Origin of the sequence: Xanthomonas arboricola pv. juglandis (assembly GCF_001013475.1) — a bacterium.
GTDB lineage: Bacteria > Pseudomonadota > Gammaproteobacteria > Xanthomonadales > Xanthomonadaceae > Xanthomonas > Xanthomonas arboricola.
Genome location: NZ_JZEF01000001.1, coordinates 484,012 through 502,927, shown reverse-complemented (window position 1 = coordinate 502,927; position 18,916 = coordinate 484,012). Strand labels below are relative to the sequence as shown.

Below are 18,916 nucleotides of genomic sequence, written 5' to 3'. Positions count from 1 at the left end.
TTCTTATTCCGTACAGGTCAACGCCAGAAATGCATCAGTACCGCCAACAAGGCGATCAAACCGATGATCATTGCGAAGGCGTAGTGATAGAGGAAACCGGATTGCGTGCGACGCAGCAGATTTGCAGCCAGGTCGATCAGTCGGGCAGAACCATTGACGACGACACCGTCGACCACATGGGTATCGATGGCACGTGACGCCTTGCCAAGGACCACGCCGCCACCGGCGAAGCCATTGATCCAGAGCTTGTCGAAGCCGTACTTGTTTTCCAGCAGCCACACCACCGGCGCGAACGCCTTGCGCGACTTGGTGGCCAGTTCCGGCTTCCACAGATAGAACAGCGCAGCCAGCAGCAGACCGGCGACGGTCAGGAAGAACGGTGCCGCCATCATGCCATGCAGTGCGAAGGCGACCGGGCCATGGAACTCTTCGGCCAGTGCGCCGACGGTGTCACGCGCCGGATCGTAGAAATCGACGATGCCGGTGAAGAACGACACTGCCTGCCCCTTGAGCGCATGCGCGGCGTGGTGGCCCTGCCAGTCGGTGCCGAACAGCATCGGACCGATGGTGAAGAAACCGATCGCCACCGACGGGATCGCCAGCAGGATCAACGGCAGCGTCACCACCCACTTGGATTCGTGCGGCTCGTGGGCACCATGGTGGCCATGACCGTGGTCGTCGTGGCCGTGCGTATCGTGTGCATGTACGTCGTGCGCATGACTGTCGTGCGCGTGGACCTGCGCCTCGGCATCGGTGTGCGCACTGTCGTGGTGTGCATGCGCATCGTGCGCATGCGCATCGTGCGCATGGGCATCGCGGAATCGTTCCTTGCCGTGGAAGGTCAGGAACAGCAGGCGGAAGCTGTAGAAGCTGGTGACCAAAACGCCGCCGAGCACCGCCCAGTAGCCATAGGTCGCGATCCAGCTATGCGACTCGTGGGCATGGTGTGCGGCTGCCTCGATGATGGTGTCCTTGGAGTAGAAGCCGGAGAAGAACGGCGTGCCAACCAGTGCCAAGGTACCGATCACGCTGGTCCAGTAGGTCACCTTCATGTACTTGCGCAGGCCGCCCATCTTGCGCATGTCCTGCTCGTGGTGCATGCCGATGATGACCGAACCGGCTGCCAGGAACAGCAGCGCCTTGAAGAAGGCATGCGTCATCAGGTGGAACACGGCGGCCGAATACGCCGACACGCCCAGCGCCACGGTCATGTAGCCCAGCTGCGACAGTGTGGAATACGCAACCACGCGCTTGATGTCGTTCTGCACGATGCCGATCAGGCCGGTGAAGAAGGCCGTGGTCGCACCGATGAACAGGATGAAGTTCAACGCGGTTTCCGACAGCTCGAACAGCGGCGACATGCGCGCGACCATGAAGATGCCGGCGGTGACCATCGTCGCGGCATGGATCAGTGCCGAAATCGGCGTCGGGCCTTCCATCGAGTCCGGCAGCCACACATGCAGCGGCACCTGCGCCGACTTGCCCATCGCGCCGATGAACAGGCAGATGCAGATCAGCGTCATCACGCTCCATTCGTGGCCTGCGAACAGCTGCACCTTGGCACCGGCCATGGTGGTCGCATTGGCGAACACGGTGGAGTAGTCCAACGAGCCGAACCACAGCAGCACACCGGCGATGCCGAGAATGAAGCCGAAGTCGCCGACGCGATTGACCAGGAACGCCTTCATGTTGGCGAACACGGCGGTCGGGCGCTTGAACCAGAAACCGATCAACAGGTAGGACACCAGACCCACCGCTTCCCAGCCGAAGAACAGCTGCAGGAAGTTATTGCTCATCACCAGCGTGAGCATGGAGAAGGTGAACAACGAGATGTAGCTGAAGAAGCGCTGGTAACCCGGGTCTTCTTCCATGTAGCCGATGGTGTAGATGTGCACCAGCAGCGACACGAAGGTCACCACCACCATCATCATCGCGGTCAGGCGATCGACCATGAAGCCGACATGCGCCGAGTAGTTACCGACATCGAAGAAGGTGTACAGGTTCTGGTTGAACGGGCTGGCGCCCTGCTCCACCAATTGATACAGCGTCAGGCACGACAGCACGCAGCTGACCGCCACACCCAGGATGGTGACGTATTGCGCGCCCTTGCGCCCTACCTGGCGACCGAACAGGCCGGCGATGATGCTGCCGACCAGCGGTGCAAGCACCACCGCGATCAACAGACTCTTGGAGAGAGTGATTTCCATCTACAGGTCAGCCCTTCAACGTATCGACTTCGGCCACATTGATCGTGCGGCGCGTGCGGAACAGAGTCACCAGGATCGCAAGGCCGATCGCAGCCTCCGCGGCGGCAACGGTCAGGATGAAGAACACGAACAGCTGACCGGCGGGGTCGCCAAGCTCGCGCGAGAACGCAATGAAGTTGACGTTGACCGACAGCAGCATCAGCTCGATCGACATCAGCAGCACGATGACGTTCTTGCGGTTGAGGAAGATGCCGGCCAGGGAGATGCAGAACAGCACCGCGCCCAGTCCCAGCAGGTGGCCCAAGGTAATCAAGACTTCGCCTCCTGTCCGTCGGCCGCATCCAGCTTCGGCGCGACCTGTACCGGCTTTTCAACCGCCATTTTGACCATGCGCAGACGATCGCCCGCCTTCACCCGCGACTGCTCGCCCGCATTCTGGTGCTTGATGCCGGTGCGCTTGCGCAGGGTCAGCATCACCGCGGCCACCACGGCCACGGTCAGGATCACCGCGGCGAACTCGAACGGCAGCAGGAACTGGGTGTAGAGGGTCTTGGCCAGCCAGGTCAGGTTCGACACGTCGGCGGCCTGCGCAGCGGCGTTATCGGCCGGGAACGGTGCGGCACTGCGCGCCTTGACCCCGATCAGGGTGACCATCTGCGCCAGCATGGCAACCGCCACGATGACACCGACCGGCATGTACTTGACCCACCCTTCGCGCAGGCGGCTGGTGTCGATGTCCAGCATCATCACCACGAACAGGAACAGCACCATCACCGCGCCGACGTAGACCAGCACCAGCGTCACGCCGAGGAACTCGGCGCCGACCAGCAACCAGATGCATGCCATCGAGAAGAAGGTGAGGATCAGGCACAACACGGCGTACACCGGGTTGCGCACGCTGATCACCGCACCGGCGGACACGACCGCGACGGCGGAGAAGGCGTAAAAAGCAATAGTGACCCAGTCCATCATGACCTCAACGGAAGGCGGCATCGGCAGCGCGACGCTCGGCGATCTCGGTTTCAAACCGGTCTCCGATCGCCAGCAGCTGCGGCTTGTTGACAATATTCTCGCCACGCTTCTCGAAGTGGTACTCGAGTATGTGCGTCTCGACGATCGAGTCCACCGGGCAGCTTTCTTCGCAGAAGCCGCAGAAGATGCACTTGAACAGATCGATGTCGTAGCGCGTGGTGCGGCGCGAGCCGTCCTCGCGTTTGGCCGAGTCGATGGTGATCGCCAGCGCCGGGCACACCGCTTCGCACAGCTTGCAGGCGATGCAGCGCTCTTCGCCGTTGGGATAGCGACGCAATGCGTGCAGGCCACGGAAACGCGGCGACTGCGGGAACTTCTCCATCGGGTACAGCACGGTGTACTTGGGCTTGAACGTGTATTTCAACGTCAGCCACAGGCCGCCTAGCAGTTCGAGCAGGAGCAGGCTCTTGAAGTAATGGGTGATCTTGTTCATCAGTTACACGCCCTTCTGGATCACGCCGTAAAACACCATCAACGCCGTCACTGCGATCCACACGATCGTGAGCGGAATGAACACCTTCCAGCCCAGACGCATGATCTGGTCATAGCGGTAGCGCGGGAAGCTGGCACGGAACCAGATGTAGGCGCTGGCAAAGAAGAACACTTTCATCAGCAGCCACGGCCAACCGCCCTTCCACAACCAGTCGATCCACGGCGAGATATCCGCGTTGACCCAACCCTGGATCGGGCTCAACCAGCCGCCGAGGAAGAAGATCGAGATCAGGAAGCTGACCAGGATCATGTTGGCGTATTCGGCCAGGAAGAACAGCGCGAACGCACCGCCCGAGTACTCCACCATGTGGCCGGCGACGATTTCCGATTCGCCTTCCACCACGTCGAACGGCGCGCGATTGGTTTCGGCGACGCCGGACACCCAGTACACGATGAACAACGGGAACAGCGGAATCAGGAACCAGTCGAAGAAGCCGGAGCTGCCCGCCTGCGCGAATACGATCTGGCTCAGGTTGACGCTGCCGGAGGCGATCATCACGCCGACCAGCGCAAAGCCCATCGCGATTTCGTAGCTGACCACCTGCGCGGCCGAGCGCATCGCACCCAGGAACGCGTACTTGGAGTTGGACGCCCAGCCGGCCAGGATGATGCCGTACACGCCCAGCGAGGTCATCGCCAGCAGATACAGCAAACCGACGTTGGCGTTGGACAGCACCAGCTGCGCGTCGAACGGCACCACCGACCAGGCCGCGAAGGCCGGCGCCAGGGTCAGCAGCGGCGCGATGATGAACATCGCCTTGTGCGAGCTGCTCGGTTGCACGATCTCCTTGAACAAGAGTTTGAACACGTCGGCAAAGGCCTGGAAGATGCCCATGCCCACGTACATCGGCCCGTGACGCACGTGCATCCAGCCAATCAGCTTGCGCTCCCAGACCACGTAGAAGGCCACCGACACGATCACCGGCACGGTGATCAGCAGGATCTTCAGCACGGTCCACAGCACCACGCCGCCATCGCCCAGACCGACAAACCACTGGTGCAAGGGATCGACCAGGTTCAACAGCAATTCGTTCATGCAGCCACCACCGTTACACGACCGGCACCGAGCGGCGCGGTTGCGCCATGGCCGGATTCGATCCACACCGTGCCCGGTGCGACGCGCTTGTCCAGCACTACCGGCAACGTCGCCTTACCGGCGTCGGTACCGACCTTGACCATCTGACCAGCGCCGACCTGCAACTGCGCAGCCTGCTCCGGATGCATCGCCACACACGGCGCGATGTTGAGCGGATGCGATTGCAGCGCGGCGGCGCGGCGCACCACCGCATCGGTGCGATAGATCGCAGCGGTGGCGGCAACTTCCAGCCCGTCGCTGCTCGCAGCCGGCTGCGCCGAAGCGACAGGGCTGACGGAACGGTTCTGCATGCCGGCACGCAGGCCGACCAGATCGATGAATTCGAAACCGGCCAGACCCAGCTCGCCACCAAGTGCACGCAGTACGCGCCAGCCTTCGCGGGCTTCGACCGGCAGGCGACCGGCGGCACGTGCGGTCTGCACGCGGCCATCCAGATTGGTCAGCGATGCGTCGATTTCCGGCAGCGCACCGATCGGCAGGATCACATCGGCCACGTCGCGCGTCGAGGCGCAGGCAAATTGGCTGAACGCGACCACCTTGGCACCCGCCAGGGCGCTGCGTGCAGCGGCGGCATCGGCGAAATCCAGCCCCGGCTCGATGCCATACAGCACGTAGGCCTGGCGCGGCTGCGCCAGCATGCCGGCGACATCGCGTGCGGTCGGCAGCACACCCTGCGACACCAGACCGACCGCGTTCGCACCCTGCGGGATGCGGCACAGCGAGGCGCCGGTTGCAGCGGCGAAGTCGCGTGCAGCGGCACGCAATGCGGCAGCCTGCGGGTGGTTTTCAGCCAGTGCGCCGACCACGATCACGGCGCGCGTGGCGCCCTTGACCGCATCGCGCAACGCCGCATCGTCCAGGGCGCCGGCCAGCTGCGACGGCGCTACGACCGTGCGGCTTGCCTGGGTGAAGGCAAAATCGAAATCGACCGGGTTGACCGAATGGATCTGCGTTCCGTTCTGGATGCTGGCCTTGCGCAGGCGGGCATGCAGCAACGGCAGCTCGTGACGTACGTTGGTGCCGAACAGCACCACCACATCGGCGCGCTCGATCTCGGCCAGCGGCGTGGCGAACGCTTCGGCCACCGCGGCATCGGAGAAATCGCGGTTGAGCAGGCGGTGATCCACATTGCCGCTGTTCAGGCCTTCGGCCAGACGTGCGAGCAAGGCACCCTCTTCGTTGGAGGTGGACGGATGCACCAGCACACCGAGTTGATCGCCGGCGTTGTCACGCAGGATCTGCGTCGCGGCGGCCAGACCTTCGGCCCAGCTCACCTCGGTCCACTGCCCGTTGACCTTCTTCAGCGGCTTGACCGCACGGTCTTCCGCATACAGGCCCTGATGCGAATAACGATCGCGATCGGACAGCCAGCACTCGTTGACCGCCTCGTTCTCGCGCGGCACGGTGCGCAGCACTTCGCCGCGACGCACGTGCAGGAACAGATTCGAGCCCATCGCATCGTGGTAGCCGAGCGACTCGCGCGCCATCAGCTCCCACGGACGCGCACGGAACTGGAACACCTTGTTGGTCAGCGCGCCCACCGGGCAGACGTCGATGACGTTGCCGGAGATTTCGGTGGTCAGCGGCTTGCCGTCGTAGGTGCCGATCTGCAGGTTCTCGCCGCGATACATGCCACCCAGCTCGTAGGTGCCGGCAATGTCTGCGGTGAAACGCACGCAACGGGTGCACTGGATGCAGCGGGTCATTTCGGTGGCGACCAGCGGACCGATGTCCTCATCCGGCACCACGCGCTTGCGCTCGTTGAAGCGGCTGACCGAACGGCCGTAACCAAGTGACACGTCCTGCAGTTCGCACTCGCCGCCCTGATCGCAGATCGGGCAGTCCAGCGGATGGTTGATCAGCAGGAATTCCATCACGCTGCGCTGGTACTTCAGCGCCTTTTCGCTACGCGTGGTGACCTTCATGCCGTCCATCACCGGCGTGGCGCAGGCGGGCGACGGCTTCGGGGATTTCTCGACGTCCACCAGGCACATGCGGCAGTTGGCCGCGATCGGCAGCTTCTCGTGGTAGCAGAAGCGCGGGATCGGGATGCCGGCCTTGTCGGCCGCCTGGATGATCATCGAACCCTTCGGCACCACCAGGGACTGGCCGTCGATCTCGACGGTGACATGATCCGGTGGCACGTTGGGGTTCACTGGTTGGGCGCTCATGCGGCCACTCCGACGTGCGTGTCGACGATCGAACGACCGTTGACGATGTAGTACTCGAACTCGTCCCAGAACTGGCGCAGGAAGCCTTGGATCGGCCACGCCGCCGCCTCGCCGAAGGCGCAGATGGTGTGTCCTTCGATCTGGCCGGCAACGGTGCGCAGCTGATGCAGGTCTTCCATCGTGGCCTTGCCGGCAACGATGCGCTCCAGCACGCGGTGCATCCAGCCGGTGCCCTCGCGGCACGGGGTGCACTGGCCGCAGGATTCCTTGTGGAAGAACTGCGAGATGCGGCAGGCGAAGCGCACGCAGCACACGCTGTCATCCAGCACCACGATCGCACCCGACCCCAGGCCGGTGCCGAGCGCACGCAAGGTGTCGTAGTCCATCTGCAGCCCGGCGACCTGGTCGGCCTTCAGCACCGGCATCGACACGCCGCCAGGCACCACGCCCTTGAGCTTGCGGCCCGGACGCAGGCCACCGGCCATTTCCAGCAGTTCGTCGAAGGTGGTGCCGAGCGGCACTTCGAAATTACCGCCCTTCTGCACGCAGCCGGACACCGAGAAGATCTTCGGGCCGCCGTTCTTGGTCTTGCTCAGCCCCAGGAACCACTCCGGGCCGTTGCGAATGATCGCCGGCACCGACGCATAGGTCTCGGTGTTGTTGATGGTGGTCGGCTTGCCGTACAGGCCGAAGTTGGCCGGGAACGGCGGCTTGTAGCGCGGCTGGCCCTTCTTGCCTTCCAGCGATTCCATCAGCGCGGTTTCTTCGCCGCAGATGTAGGCGCCGGCACCCAGCGCACCGTAGATATCGATGTCCACGCCGCTGCCGAGGATGTTCTTGCCCAGCCAGCCGTTGGCATAGGCATCGGCCAGCGCCAGCTCGAAGTTCTCGAACGGCTCGTGGTGGAACTCGCCACGCAGGTAGTTGTAGCCCACCGTCGAGCCGGTGGCGTAGCAGGCGATCGCCATGCCCTCCACCACCGAGTGTGGGTTGTAACGCAGGATGTCGCGGTCCTTGCAGGTGCCCGGCTCGGATTCGTCCGAGTTGCACAGGATGTACTTCTGCATCGTGCCCTTGGGCATGAACGACCACTTCAGGCCTGTCGGGAAGCCTGCGCCGCCACGGCCGCGCAGGTTGGACGCCTTGACCATCTCGATGACGTCGGCCGGCGCGATCTTCTCTTCGAGGATCTTGCGCAGCGCGGCGTAGCCACCGGTTTTCAGATAGCTCTCGTACGACCACGGGGTGTCGTAGTGCAGCGTCGTGTAGACGACCTGATGCGGCAACGGCGCCGGACCGACCGGGCCTGAGGGTGCGTGATGATGTGCCATGTCTTACTCCAGCCCGTCCAGCAGCGCGTCGACCTTCTCTTTCGTCAGGTGCTCGTGGTAATGGCCGTTGATGACCATCATCGGCGCTGCAGAGCAGGCCGCCAGGCACTCTTCTTCGCGCTTGAGGTAGACGCGGCCATCGGCTGTCGACTGCCCCAGCTTGCAACCCAGTTTCTTTTCCGCGTGCGCCAGCAGATCTTCGGCGCCGTTGAGCCAGCAGCTGATGTTGGTGCAGAACGCCACGTTGTGGCGGCCGACCTTCTCGGTCTCGAACATCGAGTAGAAGCTGGCCACCTCGTAGGCCCACACCGGCGGCAGGTCCAGATACTTGGCCACGCCGACAATCAGCTCGTCGGTCAGCCAGCCCTGGTTCTGCTCCTGCGCAGCGTGCAGGCCCTGCAGCACGGCCGAACGTTTGCGATCGGGCGGAAACTTGCTCAACCAGTGATCGATGTGCGCGCGCGTCTTGTCGCTCAGCACCACCTGCGGATCGACGTCGCGCGCCGCTTCGAAATTACCCGTCGCCTTCATCGGTCAACCTCACCGAAAACCAAATCGTAAGTACCGATCATCGCCACGACGTCGGCCAGCAGATAGCCACGCACCACCGCGTCCATCGACGACAGATGCGCAAAGCCCGGCGCGCGCAGATGCACGCGGAACGGCTTGTTGGCGCCATCGGACATCAGGTAGCAGCCGAACTCACCCTTGGGCGCCTCGACCGCGCAATAGGTTTCGCCGGCCGGCACGCAATAGCCTTCACTGAACAGCTTGAAGTGATGGATCAGCGCTTCCATGTCGTCCTTCATGCCTTCGCGGCTTGGCGGAGCGACCTTGAAATTGGTGACCATGACCGGGCCGGGGTTGGCCTTCAGCCACTTCACGCATTGCTTGATGATGCGGTTGGACTCGCGCATCTCGGCCACGCGCACCAGATAGCGGTCGTAGCAATCGCCATTGGTGCCGACCGGTACATCGAACTCCACCGCATCGTACTTGGCGTACGGCTGCTTCTTGCGCAGGTCCCATTCGATGCCCGAGCCACGCAGCATCGGACCGGTCATGCCCCAGGCACGCGCCAGATCCGGGCTGATGATGCCGACGTCGACGGTACGCTGCTTCCAGATACGGTTGTCGGTCAGCAGCGTCTCGTACTCGTCCACACGCGACGGGAACGTATTGGTGAAATCCTCGAGGAAGTCCAGCATCGAGCCTTCGCGCGCTGCATTGAGCTTCTTCAGTGCCCCGCCCTTGTGCCAGCGGGATTCCTTGTACTTGGGCATGCGATCGGGCAGATCGCGATACACGCCGCCGGGACGGTAGTAGGCAGCGTGCATGCGCGCACCACTGACCGCCTCGTAGACGTCCATCAATTCTTCGCGCTCGCGGAACGCGTACAGCATCACCGCCATCGCGCCCAGGTCGAGCGCGTTGGAACCAACCCACATCAGGTGGTTCTTGATGCGGGTGATCTCGTCGAACATGGTGCGGATGTAGTGCGCACGCTCGGGCACTTCGATGCCCATCAGGGACTCGATCGCGCGCACGTAGGCGTGCTCGTTGCACATCATCGACACGTAATCCAGGCGGTCCATGTACGGAACCGACTGGTTGAACGGCTTGGATTCTGCCAGCTTCTCGGTGCCACGGTGCAGTAGGCCGATATGCGGATCGGCACGCACCACGGTCTCGCCGTCCATTTCCAGGATCAGGCGCAGCACGCCGTGCGCCGCAGGATGCTGCGGGCCGAAGTTCATCGTGTAATTGCGGATTTCCTGCTTGCTTTCGACAGGATTGCTCGCGAAGGCATCGGTTGCCTGGCGGAACTCACTCACTTGGCGGTCTCCGACTTGCCCACTTCACCAGCGGCAGTCTCATAACGGGCGTCGTCGCGGATCACGCGCGGCACACCGACGCGCGGCTCGACCGAGGTCACCGGCTCGTACACGACACGCTTGCGCTCATCGTCGTAACGCACTTCGACGTTGCCGATCAGCGGGAAATCCTTGCGGAACGGATGGCCGACAAATCCGTAGTCGGTCAGGATGCGGCGCAGGTCCGGATGGCCATCGAAGACGATGCCGAACAGGTCGAAGGCTTCGCGTTCGAACCAGTTCACGCCGGGCCAGATATCGGTCAACGAGGCCACCATCGGTACCTGCTCGTCCGGTGCGTAGCAACGCACGCGCAGACGCTGGTTGTGCTGGTAGGAGATCAGCTGCGCGACCACCGCAAAACGCTGCTTGGGCATGTGCTGCGGATGGGCGCCGTCGGAGCTTTCCTGGCTGGGAAATTCGCCCCAGGCGAAACGACCGACGGCCTTGCCCTCGACGCCGCGGCTGAAACCCTGCGACGACACGTCGGCGGTATCCCACTCGTCGCTGCCGTAGCCCAGGTAATCGACGCCGCACAGGTCGCTGAGCTGTTCGAAACCGAGCTCGTCGCGCAGGGCCAGACAGGTGGCGTGCCAATCGGCCGCAGCGACTTCCAGCGTCACTTCGCCGCGCGGCAATGCCACGGCGATCTGCGCACCGGCGAAACGTGCCGCAAGTCGGTCAGTGAAGGAAGATGCTTGCTCTGCCATGGGGGCTTGGCTGCTCTCAGTAGAAGAAGACGGGTGTCAGCGCGCGATGGTCTGGGTACGCCAGATCTTCTTCTGCAGCTGCAGGATGCCGTATACCAGCGCCTCGGCGGTCGGCGGGCAACCGGGGACGTAGATGTCCACCGGCACGATGCGATCGCAACCGCGCACCACCGAATACGAATAGTGATAGTAGCCGCCGCCATTGGCGCAGCTGCCCATCGAGATGACCCACTTCGGGTCCGGCATCTGGTCGTAGACCTTGCGCAGCGCCGGGGCCATCTTGTTGACCAGCGTGCCGGCCACGATCATCACGTCGGACTGGCGCGGCGACGGGCGGAACACCACGCCGTAGCGATCCAGATCCAGACGCGCGGCACCGGCATGCATCATCTCGACCGCGCAGCAGGCCAGGCCGAAGGTCATCGGCCACATCGAGCCGGTGCGCGCCCAGTTCAGCAGCGCATCGACGCTGGTGGTCACGTAGCCCTTCTCGAGCAGCGGATTTTCGCCTTCCGGGCGCAGGATGTCTTCCACCCGGCCTTCCGGCATCGGGTTGGTCATCAGACGATCCAGGGTCTGAATCACTCCCATTCCAGCGCTCCCTTCTTCCACACGTAGATAAAGCCGAGGAACAACATGCCGACGAACAGGCCCATGGTGACCAGCGAACGTGCGCCGATCTCCATGAACACCTGTGTCCACGGCACGATGAAGATGATTTCCAGATCGAACACGATGAACTGGATCGCGATTAGGTAGTAGCGCACGTCGAACTTCATGCGCGCGTCTTCGAAGGCTTCGAAGCCACACTCGTAAGGCGAGAGCTTGCGCGGGTCCGGACTACGCGGACCGAGGAATCGACCGACCAGCATCAGCACGATGCCGATACCGGTGGCGACGATCAGAAACAGCAGACTCGGCAAATATTCGGCCAGCACAGCGATTCTCTCTTGCCTCTGCCCGCACGCGCCGCGTGCCGGCATGGGGTATAGGCAGACCCCGCGCGCGACCAGCGATGCGCAGGAACTGCAGCCAAACAATGGTGCCCAAGAGGGGACTCGAACCCCTACGACCTAAGTCGCTACCACCTCAAGGTAGTGCGTCTACCAATTCCGCCACCTGGGCATACGTTGCGCCGCTGGGCATCCCAGTGCGCAGCGTATTGTAACCGGCTTCAGCGTTTTTGTGCTGGTTCTGAAGCGTTTTCTTCGCGTGCCGTGGGCACCTGCTGTGCCGGTGCAGACTGCGCCGGCGTTGCAGCCGGAGTTGCGGCAGGCACTGGCTGCGAAGGCGCGGTCGGGACTGCGCCGGCGGCCGGCGCCTGCCGCAACGGCTGAGTCAGCTCGCCCGCGGCGGCAGGCGCCGGGGTGGCCGACTGCGACATCACGCCCAGGTTCTGGTCGGTCGGACGTGCGCCGTGGGTGGCGTACCACGCCATGAACAGGCTGATGCTGAAGAACACCACCGCCAGCCACTTGGTCGATTTGGACAGGAAGTTCGACGCACCCTGCGAGCCGAACACGGTGCCCGACGCGCCGGCGCCGAAGCCAGAACCGGCTGCCGCACCCGCACCACGCTGCATCAGGATCAGCGCAATCATCGCCAGCGCGACCAGCACGTAGACCACATTGAGGATCAACATCAGCATTTCGAAATCCGTCCCCGGACAAAACTTAATGGGTTAACAAGCGGCCGCCGCACGCGCGATGGCCAGGAAATCCTCGGCGACCAGCGAGGCGCCTCCGACCAGCCCGCCATCGACGTCGGGCTGCGCAAACAGCTCGCTGGCGTTATCGGGCTTGACACTGCCCCCGTACAGGATGGGCAGAGAATCAGCGATTCTAGCATCCGCCTTCGCGACTTCGCCACGCAGGAACGCGTGCACCGCCTGCGCCTGCTCCGGGCTGGCGGTGCGGCCGGTGCCAATGGCCCAGATCGGCTCGTAAGCGAGCACGGCGCGGGCAAAGCCCGCGCTGCCCACCAGCGCCAGCACCGGCTCGAGCTGGGCGCGCAGCACCGCCTCGGTCTGGTCGGCCTCGCGCTGCTCCAGCGACTCGCCCACGCACAGCACCGGAATCAGCCCGGCATGCATGGCGGCGGCGAATTTATGCGCCACCAGCTCACTGCTCTCACGATGGTACTGGCGCCGTTCGGAGTGGCCGACCAGCCCGTACTCGGCACCGACATCGACCAGCATCGTGGCCGAGACTTCACCGGTATAGGCGCCCTTCTCGTTACTGCTGACATCCTGGGCACCGAAACACAGATGGTGTTCCTCGAAATCCTCGATCAGGTCGCCCAGATAAGGCAGTGGCGGCAGGATGACGACATCGACACCCTCCAGGGGCATGTGTGCGGCGATCTGGGCCACCAGTTCGGTGGCGAAGGCGCGGCTGCCATGCAGCTTCCAATTTCCGGCAACGATCTTTCGACGCATCAGGCGCAGGTTCCTGAGTGGAAGACAGGCGACAGAATAGCCCATGCCCTGTCGGCAGCCGGCACACTTCTGTCCGTTGCCTGTCCTCCCCCTCCTCCAGCAGGAACCTGCCATGTCCGTTTCGCCTGTCTTCGCGCTGGTCACCGGCGCCTCCAGCGGCATCGGCCGCGAGATTGCGCGTGCCTATGCAAGGCGTGGCGTGCCGCTGATCCTGACCGCGCGCCGGGTCGACCGGCTGCAGGCGCTGGCCGAGGAGTTGCGGCCCTTGGTGCGGGTGGAAGTGGTGCCGGCCGATCTGGGCGATCCCGCCGCGGTCGAAGCATTGGTTGCGCAGATCCAGCGCAATGGCTGGACGGTGGGCACCCTGGTCAACAACGCCGGCTACGGCGTGCCGGGCCGCTATCTGCACAATGACTGGGCCACGCACGCACGCTTTCTGCAGGTGATGGTGGGCGCGGTGTGCGAACTGACCTGGCGGCTCTTGCCGATGATTCGTGCCAGCGGCCAGGGCCGCATCCTCAATGTGGCCTCGTTCGCCGCACTGACGCCGAGTGCCGACGGGCAGACGCTGTACGCAGCCAGCAAGAGCTTCCTGCTGCGCTTCAGCGAATCGCTGGCACTGGAGAACGCCGACTGCGCGGTCAAGGTCTGCGCGCTGTGTCCCGGCTTTGCCTGGTCGGAGTTTCACGATGTCACCGGCACCCGCGCGGCGATGTCCACCCTGCCCCACTGGGCGTGGCTGCAGTCCGACGACGTTGCCGAGTACGGCATTGCCGCGCTGGAACGCGGCCAGGTACTGGCCGTGCCGGGCTGGCGCTATCGTCTGGTCAATGCGGTCTTGCGCGTGGTGCCGCATGCGCTCGCACTGCGCCTGATGGCGCGCGGATCGCAGCGGGTGCGTCCGTTGCAGTGAGAGGCGGCGGCGCATCGGCTGCCTGCAGCGTCTTGCCTGCGCAGCCACATACCCGTGACCGCGCGCCGCTTGCAGCAGCCAGCTTGTCCGTATAGCCAAGACCGATACCGGCCGCAGCCTCGCTCCTGTCTGCAGCGCAGGGCGACTGGCAATACGTCGCGAGCGGACGTCGGATGCTGTGAACGGCCCCGCCCAGCGCCGCAGTCCGTGGCTGGAAACATGGTGTTACGAGCAGCGACCACGCGCGTCCATCACTGCGCGCGGCAGCGATGCGACACCCTCAGTGATTGACGATTTCGCCATGCATGGCCGCCAGCCGCGCCAGCAGACGGTTCTGCGTGCGGCGCGGAATCTTGCGCTGATCCATCGCCCAGTTCAGATCCTCCACCAGCGCATTGAAATCGCCTTCGCGAATGGCCAGGTGCGCATGCGCCTGCTGCATCGACTTGGCGGTATCCGGGCACGGGCCGTCGGCGACATGGCAGAACTTTTGCACCAGGCGCTCGTTGAGCATCACGATGTTGACGCGCGCGAACTTGTCGACGATGCGTTGGTCGTCGGCGATGCGCGACAGCATGGCTTCCACCAGCGCTTCGATCCCGGCCTGCCCGCCGAGTTCGTCGTAGAGCGTGGGGCGCGGTTGCGTGGTGGCGCAGGCACTCATCAGCGCCAGCATGCACAGCAAGGGCCAGCGCAGCCGTCGATTCATCAGAACGCCACCTGCAGGGAAAGATAGGGACCGCGTTGGTCGGTAAGCGTGGCGATGTCGCCAAGCTCGGCCCAGGCCGCGGTCAGGGACACATGCTTGCTGGGAAACCAGGCCACGAATGCATCCGCCCAGGCCTGCTCGCGGGCGAAGCCGAGATTATCGGGCTTGTCGCGATACTCCACGCCGACCACCCACGCCGGCGACAGCACGACGGCGGCGCTGGCTTCGCCAACCAGCCGATAGGCGTTGCGACGATCGCCGCCGAAACCGAGCAAGCCGGTCTGATTGGCGCGGGTCGCGCGCAAGGTGCCGTTGAGCAGCAATTGATAGCCGCCCGCGGCCTGCAGGAACAAGCGGCTGGCGCTGACATACACATCGGTACCGTGATCGTCGCGCGCGCCGATCGCCAGCGGCAGCGTGCCATTGCGCAGGCGTTTGTACTGCACGCCCACGCTGACCTGCGGCGCATGTCCGTAGACCAGATCGCCGTAGACCCGCAGCTTGGCGCCGAACACGTCCTGGCCAAGCGCATTCCATGGCAGGCCTAGCCGATCCTGCAGGGTGCCCAGATCCAGCCGTTGCCGCGCCAGCGAAAGTTCCAGCCGGTTGCCGACCGTCAGCGCGGCACCTTGCACGTCGAGCCGGTAATCGCCGCTGTCCACATGCGTGGCGAACAGCACGCTGCCCAGTTCGTCGCGGGTGCCGTAGCCCGACAGCGTGGCCCACGGCACGATGCCGCCACCGCTGCTGCCTTCGATCATCGACACGCCACCGGTGGCGAGCAGGCGCCCGTCGCCGGCGATCGCCGACGCGGGTGCGCTGGCCAGCCCGGCCAGCGCTGCAGACAGCAGCGCGCCCCGCCATTTGCTCATCGATGCACTCCTGCCTGCGCCGCCGGCGCCAGATCGAGTTGCCGCATGCACCAGGCGACCAGCGGCACTTCTTCCAGTGGCGGCGAATACAGATAGCCCTGCACCATGTCGCAGCCATAACCGCGCAGCAGCCCCAGCGCGGTGGCGTTCTCAACGCCTTCGGCGATCACGCTCAAGCCCAGGTTGTGCCCGAGATCGATCGTGCTGCGCACGATGAACGCATCGTCGGTGCCCTCGGCCAGTTGCATGACGAAGCTCTTGTCGATCTTCAATTCGTTCACCGGCATGCGCTTTAGCTGCGCCAACGAGGAATAACCGGTGCCGAAGTCGTCAATGGACAGGCGCACGCCGACGCTGCGCAGCTGATGCAGCATGTGCAGCGCGGATTCGACATCGCGCATCAGCGCGCTTTCGGTCAGTTCCAGCGTCACCGACTGCGCCGGCACCGCATGATGCTCCAGACGGCCACGCACGTAATCCGGCAGGCCGGGGTCGGACAGATCCAGTGCGGAGAGATTGATCGCCATGCCCAGTTCCAGCCCCTGCCTGCGCCATTGCGCCTGGCAGCGCAGCGCCTCGTCCAGCACGAAGCGGGTCAAGGGATGGATCACGCCGGAGTGCTCGGCCAGCGGAATGAATTCGTCCGGGCCGATCGCCCCGAGCACCGGGTGCTGCCAGCGCACCAGCACCTCGACCTGTTCGACGCGATCGTTGCGCAGGCAGATCTTGGGCTGGAAGCGCAAGGTCAGTTCGTTGCCGCCGATGGCCTGACGCAGATCGCCGGTCAGGCGCAGCCGGCGCAGATGCTGCTCGTCCTGGCCCAGGCGATACACGCTGGCGCCGACGGTGGTGACGTTGCCGCCCTGGCGACGCGCGATGTCCGCGCGCCGCAACAAGGTGTCCGGATCGGCGCCGTGTTCGGGAATCAGGGCGATGCCGATGCTGGCCTCCAGCTGGATGCGCGCCTGCGGCAGCGCCAGCGGGCGGCGCAACTGCAGCAGCAAGCGCTGTGCATCCTGCTGCACGGTGGTGACATCGGTCTGCGCCACCACCACCATGAATTCGTCGCTGCCCAGCCGCCCGACGAGATTGGGTTCCTGCACCACGTCGGCAAGGCGGCGGCCTGCTTCGACCAGGACCTGGTCGGCGAAATCGTGGCCCAAGCTGTCGTTGAGTTCCTTGAAGCGTTCCAGATCCAGGATCAGCACCGCGGCCGTGCCGCCGGAGGCCACGGTCTGCTCCACCACGTCCTTCAGCCGCTCCAGCAACCAGATGCGATTGGGCAGACCGGTCAGGGCATCGTGGCGCGCCTGATGCAGGATGTGCTGCTCGCGACTGGCGATCTGCTGCTGCATGCGCCCAAAGCTGTCGGCCAACTCGGCCAGTTCGCGCCCGGATGGCACCTCGACCGCGGTGTGGTAGTCGCCGCGCTGGATGCGCCGCGCTGCCTGCACCAGCTGCGCGACCGGCCTGCTGACGCTGCGCGCCAGGAAGATCGCCACACCCAGCGCCGCAGCCGTGGCCAGGCCCGCCAACAGCAGGATGCGCAATTTGAGCACACGATAAGGCGCCACCGCGCGATCCAGCGAGGCCTGCAGCGCGACCCGCACATGGCTGTCGCCCTGGATCGACTGCAATTTGACCAGGTAACGCGACTCGGCCAGCGTCAACGCGACCGCCGCGCCCTGCGCGCGTTCGGCGGTCGGCAACTGCTGCGCGAACTCGGCGCGCGCGGCCGGCTCCAGCGTGGACGCCAGCACCCGCACCGGCGGACCATCGGTGAAGAAGGTCGCATCCAGCCCGGTGGTGGAACGGAAATCCTGCGCGAGACCGTCGCCGGATTCGTTGCCGATCGCGATCCAGCCCACCCGGCTCGGTGCCAGTACCTGCACCACCGCCAGCCGCACGATGCGTTGGTCCAGTGCGACCACGCCAACCGCGCGCCCATCGCGCTGCGCCTGCTGCAGCAGGGTCTGCACTGCGCGCAGCTGTTCGGCTTGCGGCAGATCGGCAAGCCCGGTCAAAAATTCGCCATCCGGCGCCAGCAGCAGCGCGGTCTGCGCCGACATGCGCGCGGCGTGGTTGCGCAATGCCGATTGCATGGTCGGCACATCGCCGCTGGCCACGGCCGCGCGGAAACCGAAGTCGTCGGCCAGCACCGAGGCCGACTGCATCAGCTGTTCGTCGCGGCGCAGATTGATGCGTTGCCAGACGCGCTCGCCGATCTGCAGCTCTTCGCCAAGTTGCGCTTTGACGCTGCGCTCGGTGGCGACCTGCACCGCGATGAAGGTCAACGCCTGCGTGGCGAGCACGACCAGCACCAGAAACGCCGCGATGCGGGTATGCAGGCGCATGGCCTTCATGGCTTGGGCTTCTGCGGGTCGGCGCGGCGGAACTTGTCCTGCAGCGCGCGCACCCGCGCATCCGGAGGTGCCACCGCTGGTACGGGGCCGCTGGTCTGCAAGGTCACGCGCCGTTGCACGGCCTCGCGCGCAAGCGCCACCGGCGCGGCGAGCGCGGCGCCCTTGATGCGCGGATGCCAGACCCGCAAGGTGTAGTTGCCTGCCGGCGCATCCAGCTGCACGCGACCGTCGCTGCCGGTCTTGCCGAAATACGGCGTGTCCACCACCACGATATAGCCCAGCATCCAGTCGTGGATATTGCAACCCACCGTCACCAGCCCAGCCTGGTCAAAGCGCACCGGCGCGGCAGTGCTGCCCTGGAACAGCGGCAACTCGAACCGCTTTGCGGCAGAGAACGAATAGACCTGATGGCGAATCTGGTCGTTGTTGGGAAACCGCACCAGGGTGCCGGTGCGCACCGCCAGCACCGCAGGCACGAACTGCGAATTGACCTGGTCCATCTCGACGGTTCTGGGCGCCCCGCCGGCGACCACCGGACGTGCCGGCTCCAGACTCACCACCGCATCGACCAACATGCCGTTGGCATCGACAACGGTGACGCTGAGCGGCGTCGCCGACGCATAGCTTGCGGCGCTGTACGCCAGCAACCCCGCAACCGGGCCGATCCGTTTGAACCACTGCGTCCGCATGCGCCCCCCAAGCCTAGTGC

General features: G+C 64.6%; 19 protein-coding genes and 1 tRNA gene. 1 reads left to right on the top strand and 19 read right to left on the bottom strand.

What is annotated here, in order from left to right:
- Positions 1 to 17: 17 nt before the first annotated feature.
- From nuoL to tpiA, 15 genes are all read right to left on the bottom strand, one after another.
- Positions 18 to 2,207, bottom strand: a complete 2,190-nt coding sequence (gene nuoL / locus XARJCFBP2528_RS02090; protein ID WP_047124256.1) for an NADH-quinone oxidoreductase subunit L — start codon at positions 2,205 to 2,207, stop codon at positions 18 to 20.
- Between the two features lie 7 nt (positions 2,208 to 2,214).
- Positions 2,215 to 2,520, bottom strand: coding sequence for an NADH-quinone oxidoreductase subunit NuoK (gene nuoK / locus XARJCFBP2528_RS02085; protein ID WP_006450557.1), 306 nt, complete (start codon positions 2,518 to 2,520; stop codon positions 2,215 to 2,217).
- Positions 2,517 to 3,179, bottom strand: a complete 663-nt coding sequence (locus XARJCFBP2528_RS02080; RefSeq protein WP_172837831.1) for an NADH-quinone oxidoreductase subunit J — start codon at positions 3,177 to 3,179, stop codon at positions 2,517 to 2,519. Before XARJCFBP2528_RS02080 ends, nuoK begins: the two co-directional genes overlap by 4 nt.
- Before the next feature lie 4 nt (positions 3,180 to 3,183).
- The gene (gene nuoI, locus XARJCFBP2528_RS02075) at positions 3,184 to 3,672 is read right to left on the bottom strand and encodes an NADH-quinone oxidoreductase subunit NuoI (protein WP_002810206.1); all 489 of its coding nucleotides are present in this window, start codon (positions 3,670 to 3,672) and stop codon (positions 3,184 to 3,186) included.
- 3 nt (positions 3,673 to 3,675) lie between these two features.
- Entirely contained in the window at positions 3,676 to 4,767 is a 1,092-nt protein-coding gene (gene nuoH, locus XARJCFBP2528_RS02070) for an NADH-quinone oxidoreductase subunit NuoH (protein WP_039522183.1), read from the bottom strand.
- Positions 4,764 to 6,998 (bottom strand): NADH-quinone oxidoreductase subunit NuoG, encoded by a 2,235-nt coding sequence (nuoG, locus tag XARJCFBP2528_RS02065; RefSeq protein WP_026064435.1) that lies wholly within the window; start codon positions 6,996 to 6,998, stop codon positions 4,764 to 4,766. The genes nuoH and nuoG overlap by 4 nt, the downstream gene beginning before the upstream one ends.
- Positions 6,995 to 8,329 (bottom strand): NADH-quinone oxidoreductase subunit NuoF, encoded by a 1,335-nt coding sequence (nuoF, locus tag XARJCFBP2528_RS02060; protein WP_024937978.1) that lies wholly within the window; start codon positions 8,327 to 8,329, stop codon positions 6,995 to 6,997. Before nuoF ends, nuoG begins: the two co-directional genes overlap by 4 nt.
- A gap of 3 nt (positions 8,330 to 8,332) precedes the next feature.
- Positions 8,333 to 8,860: an NADH-quinone oxidoreductase subunit NuoE gene (gene nuoE, locus XARJCFBP2528_RS02055; protein WP_016902996.1), complete on the bottom strand. Its 528-nt coding sequence runs from the start codon at positions 8,858 to 8,860 to the stop codon at positions 8,333 to 8,335.
- On the bottom strand, positions 8,857 to 10,164 hold the full coding sequence (locus XARJCFBP2528_RS02050) for an NADH-quinone oxidoreductase subunit D (protein WP_016902995.1): 1,308 nt from the start codon (positions 10,162 to 10,164) through the stop codon (positions 8,857 to 8,859). The genes nuoE and XARJCFBP2528_RS02050 overlap by 4 nt, the downstream gene beginning before the upstream one ends.
- Positions 10,161 to 10,913: an NADH-quinone oxidoreductase subunit C gene (locus XARJCFBP2528_RS02045; RefSeq protein ID WP_016902994.1), complete on the bottom strand. Its 753-nt coding sequence runs from the start codon at positions 10,911 to 10,913 to the stop codon at positions 10,161 to 10,163. The genes XARJCFBP2528_RS02050 and XARJCFBP2528_RS02045 overlap by 4 nt, the downstream gene beginning before the upstream one ends.
- A gap of 36 nt (positions 10,914 to 10,949) precedes the next feature.
- Positions 10,950 to 11,504 (bottom strand): NuoB/complex I 20 kDa subunit family protein, encoded by a 555-nt coding sequence (locus XARJCFBP2528_RS02040; RefSeq protein ID WP_016944318.1) that lies wholly within the window; start codon positions 11,502 to 11,504, stop codon positions 10,950 to 10,952.
- Positions 11,495 to 11,851: an NADH-quinone oxidoreductase subunit A gene (locus XARJCFBP2528_RS02035; protein ID WP_003485539.1), complete on the bottom strand. Its 357-nt coding sequence runs from the start codon at positions 11,849 to 11,851 to the stop codon at positions 11,495 to 11,497. The genes XARJCFBP2528_RS02040 and XARJCFBP2528_RS02035 overlap by 10 nt, the downstream gene beginning before the upstream one ends.
- Before the next feature lie 102 nt (positions 11,852 to 11,953).
- Positions 11,954 to 12,038, bottom strand: a tRNA-Leu gene (locus XARJCFBP2528_RS02030).
- A 49-nt stretch (positions 12,039 to 12,087) separates the two neighbouring features.
- The gene (gene secG, locus XARJCFBP2528_RS02025) at positions 12,088 to 12,561 is read right to left on the bottom strand and encodes a preprotein translocase subunit SecG (RefSeq protein ID WP_016902992.1); all 474 of its coding nucleotides are present in this window, start codon (positions 12,559 to 12,561) and stop codon (positions 12,088 to 12,090) included.
- Positions 12,562 to 12,594: 33 nt separating this feature from the next.
- Positions 12,595 to 13,350, bottom strand: coding sequence for a triose-phosphate isomerase (gene tpiA / locus XARJCFBP2528_RS02020; RefSeq protein WP_016902991.1), 756 nt, complete (start codon positions 13,348 to 13,350; stop codon positions 12,595 to 12,597).
- 112 nt (positions 13,351 to 13,462) lie between these two features.
- On the opposite strand from tpiA, the gene XARJCFBP2528_RS02015 reads away from it, so the two are divergent.
- Positions 13,463 to 14,263 carry an SDR family NAD(P)-dependent oxidoreductase gene (locus tag XARJCFBP2528_RS02015; protein ID WP_047124255.1) on the top strand — a complete coding sequence of 267 codons (801 nt, stop codon included), beginning with the start codon at positions 13,463 to 13,465 and terminating at the stop codon, positions 14,261 to 14,263.
- 280 nt (positions 14,264 to 14,543) lie between these two features.
- Here XARJCFBP2528_RS02015 and XARJCFBP2528_RS02010 read toward each other — a convergent pair whose 3' ends face one another.
- Genes XARJCFBP2528_RS02010 through XARJCFBP2528_RS01995 form a run of 4 tightly spaced genes read right to left on the bottom strand, consistent with a single transcriptional unit; the run spans position 14,544 to position 18,896 of the window.
- The gene (locus XARJCFBP2528_RS02010) at positions 14,544 to 14,972 is read right to left on the bottom strand and encodes a group I truncated hemoglobin (RefSeq protein WP_047124254.1); all 429 of its coding nucleotides are present in this window, start codon (positions 14,970 to 14,972) and stop codon (positions 14,544 to 14,546) included.
- Positions 14,972 to 15,844, bottom strand: a complete 873-nt coding sequence (locus XARJCFBP2528_RS02005; protein WP_024937985.1) for a DUF3034 family protein — start codon at positions 15,842 to 15,844, stop codon at positions 14,972 to 14,974. The genes XARJCFBP2528_RS02010 and XARJCFBP2528_RS02005 overlap by 1 nt, the downstream gene beginning before the upstream one ends.
- Positions 15,841 to 18,207, bottom strand: coding sequence for a putative bifunctional diguanylate cyclase/phosphodiesterase (locus XARJCFBP2528_RS02000; RefSeq protein WP_047124253.1), 2,367 nt, complete (start codon positions 18,205 to 18,207; stop codon positions 15,841 to 15,843). Before XARJCFBP2528_RS02000 ends, XARJCFBP2528_RS02005 begins: the two co-directional genes overlap by 4 nt.
- Complete coding sequence (locus tag XARJCFBP2528_RS01995; protein ID WP_047124252.1) at positions 18,204 to 18,896, bottom strand: methylamine utilization protein; 693 nt, start codon at positions 18,894 to 18,896, stop codon at positions 18,204 to 18,206. The genes XARJCFBP2528_RS02000 and XARJCFBP2528_RS01995 overlap by 4 nt, the downstream gene beginning before the upstream one ends.
- Positions 18,897 to 18,916: the final 20 nt, after the last annotated feature.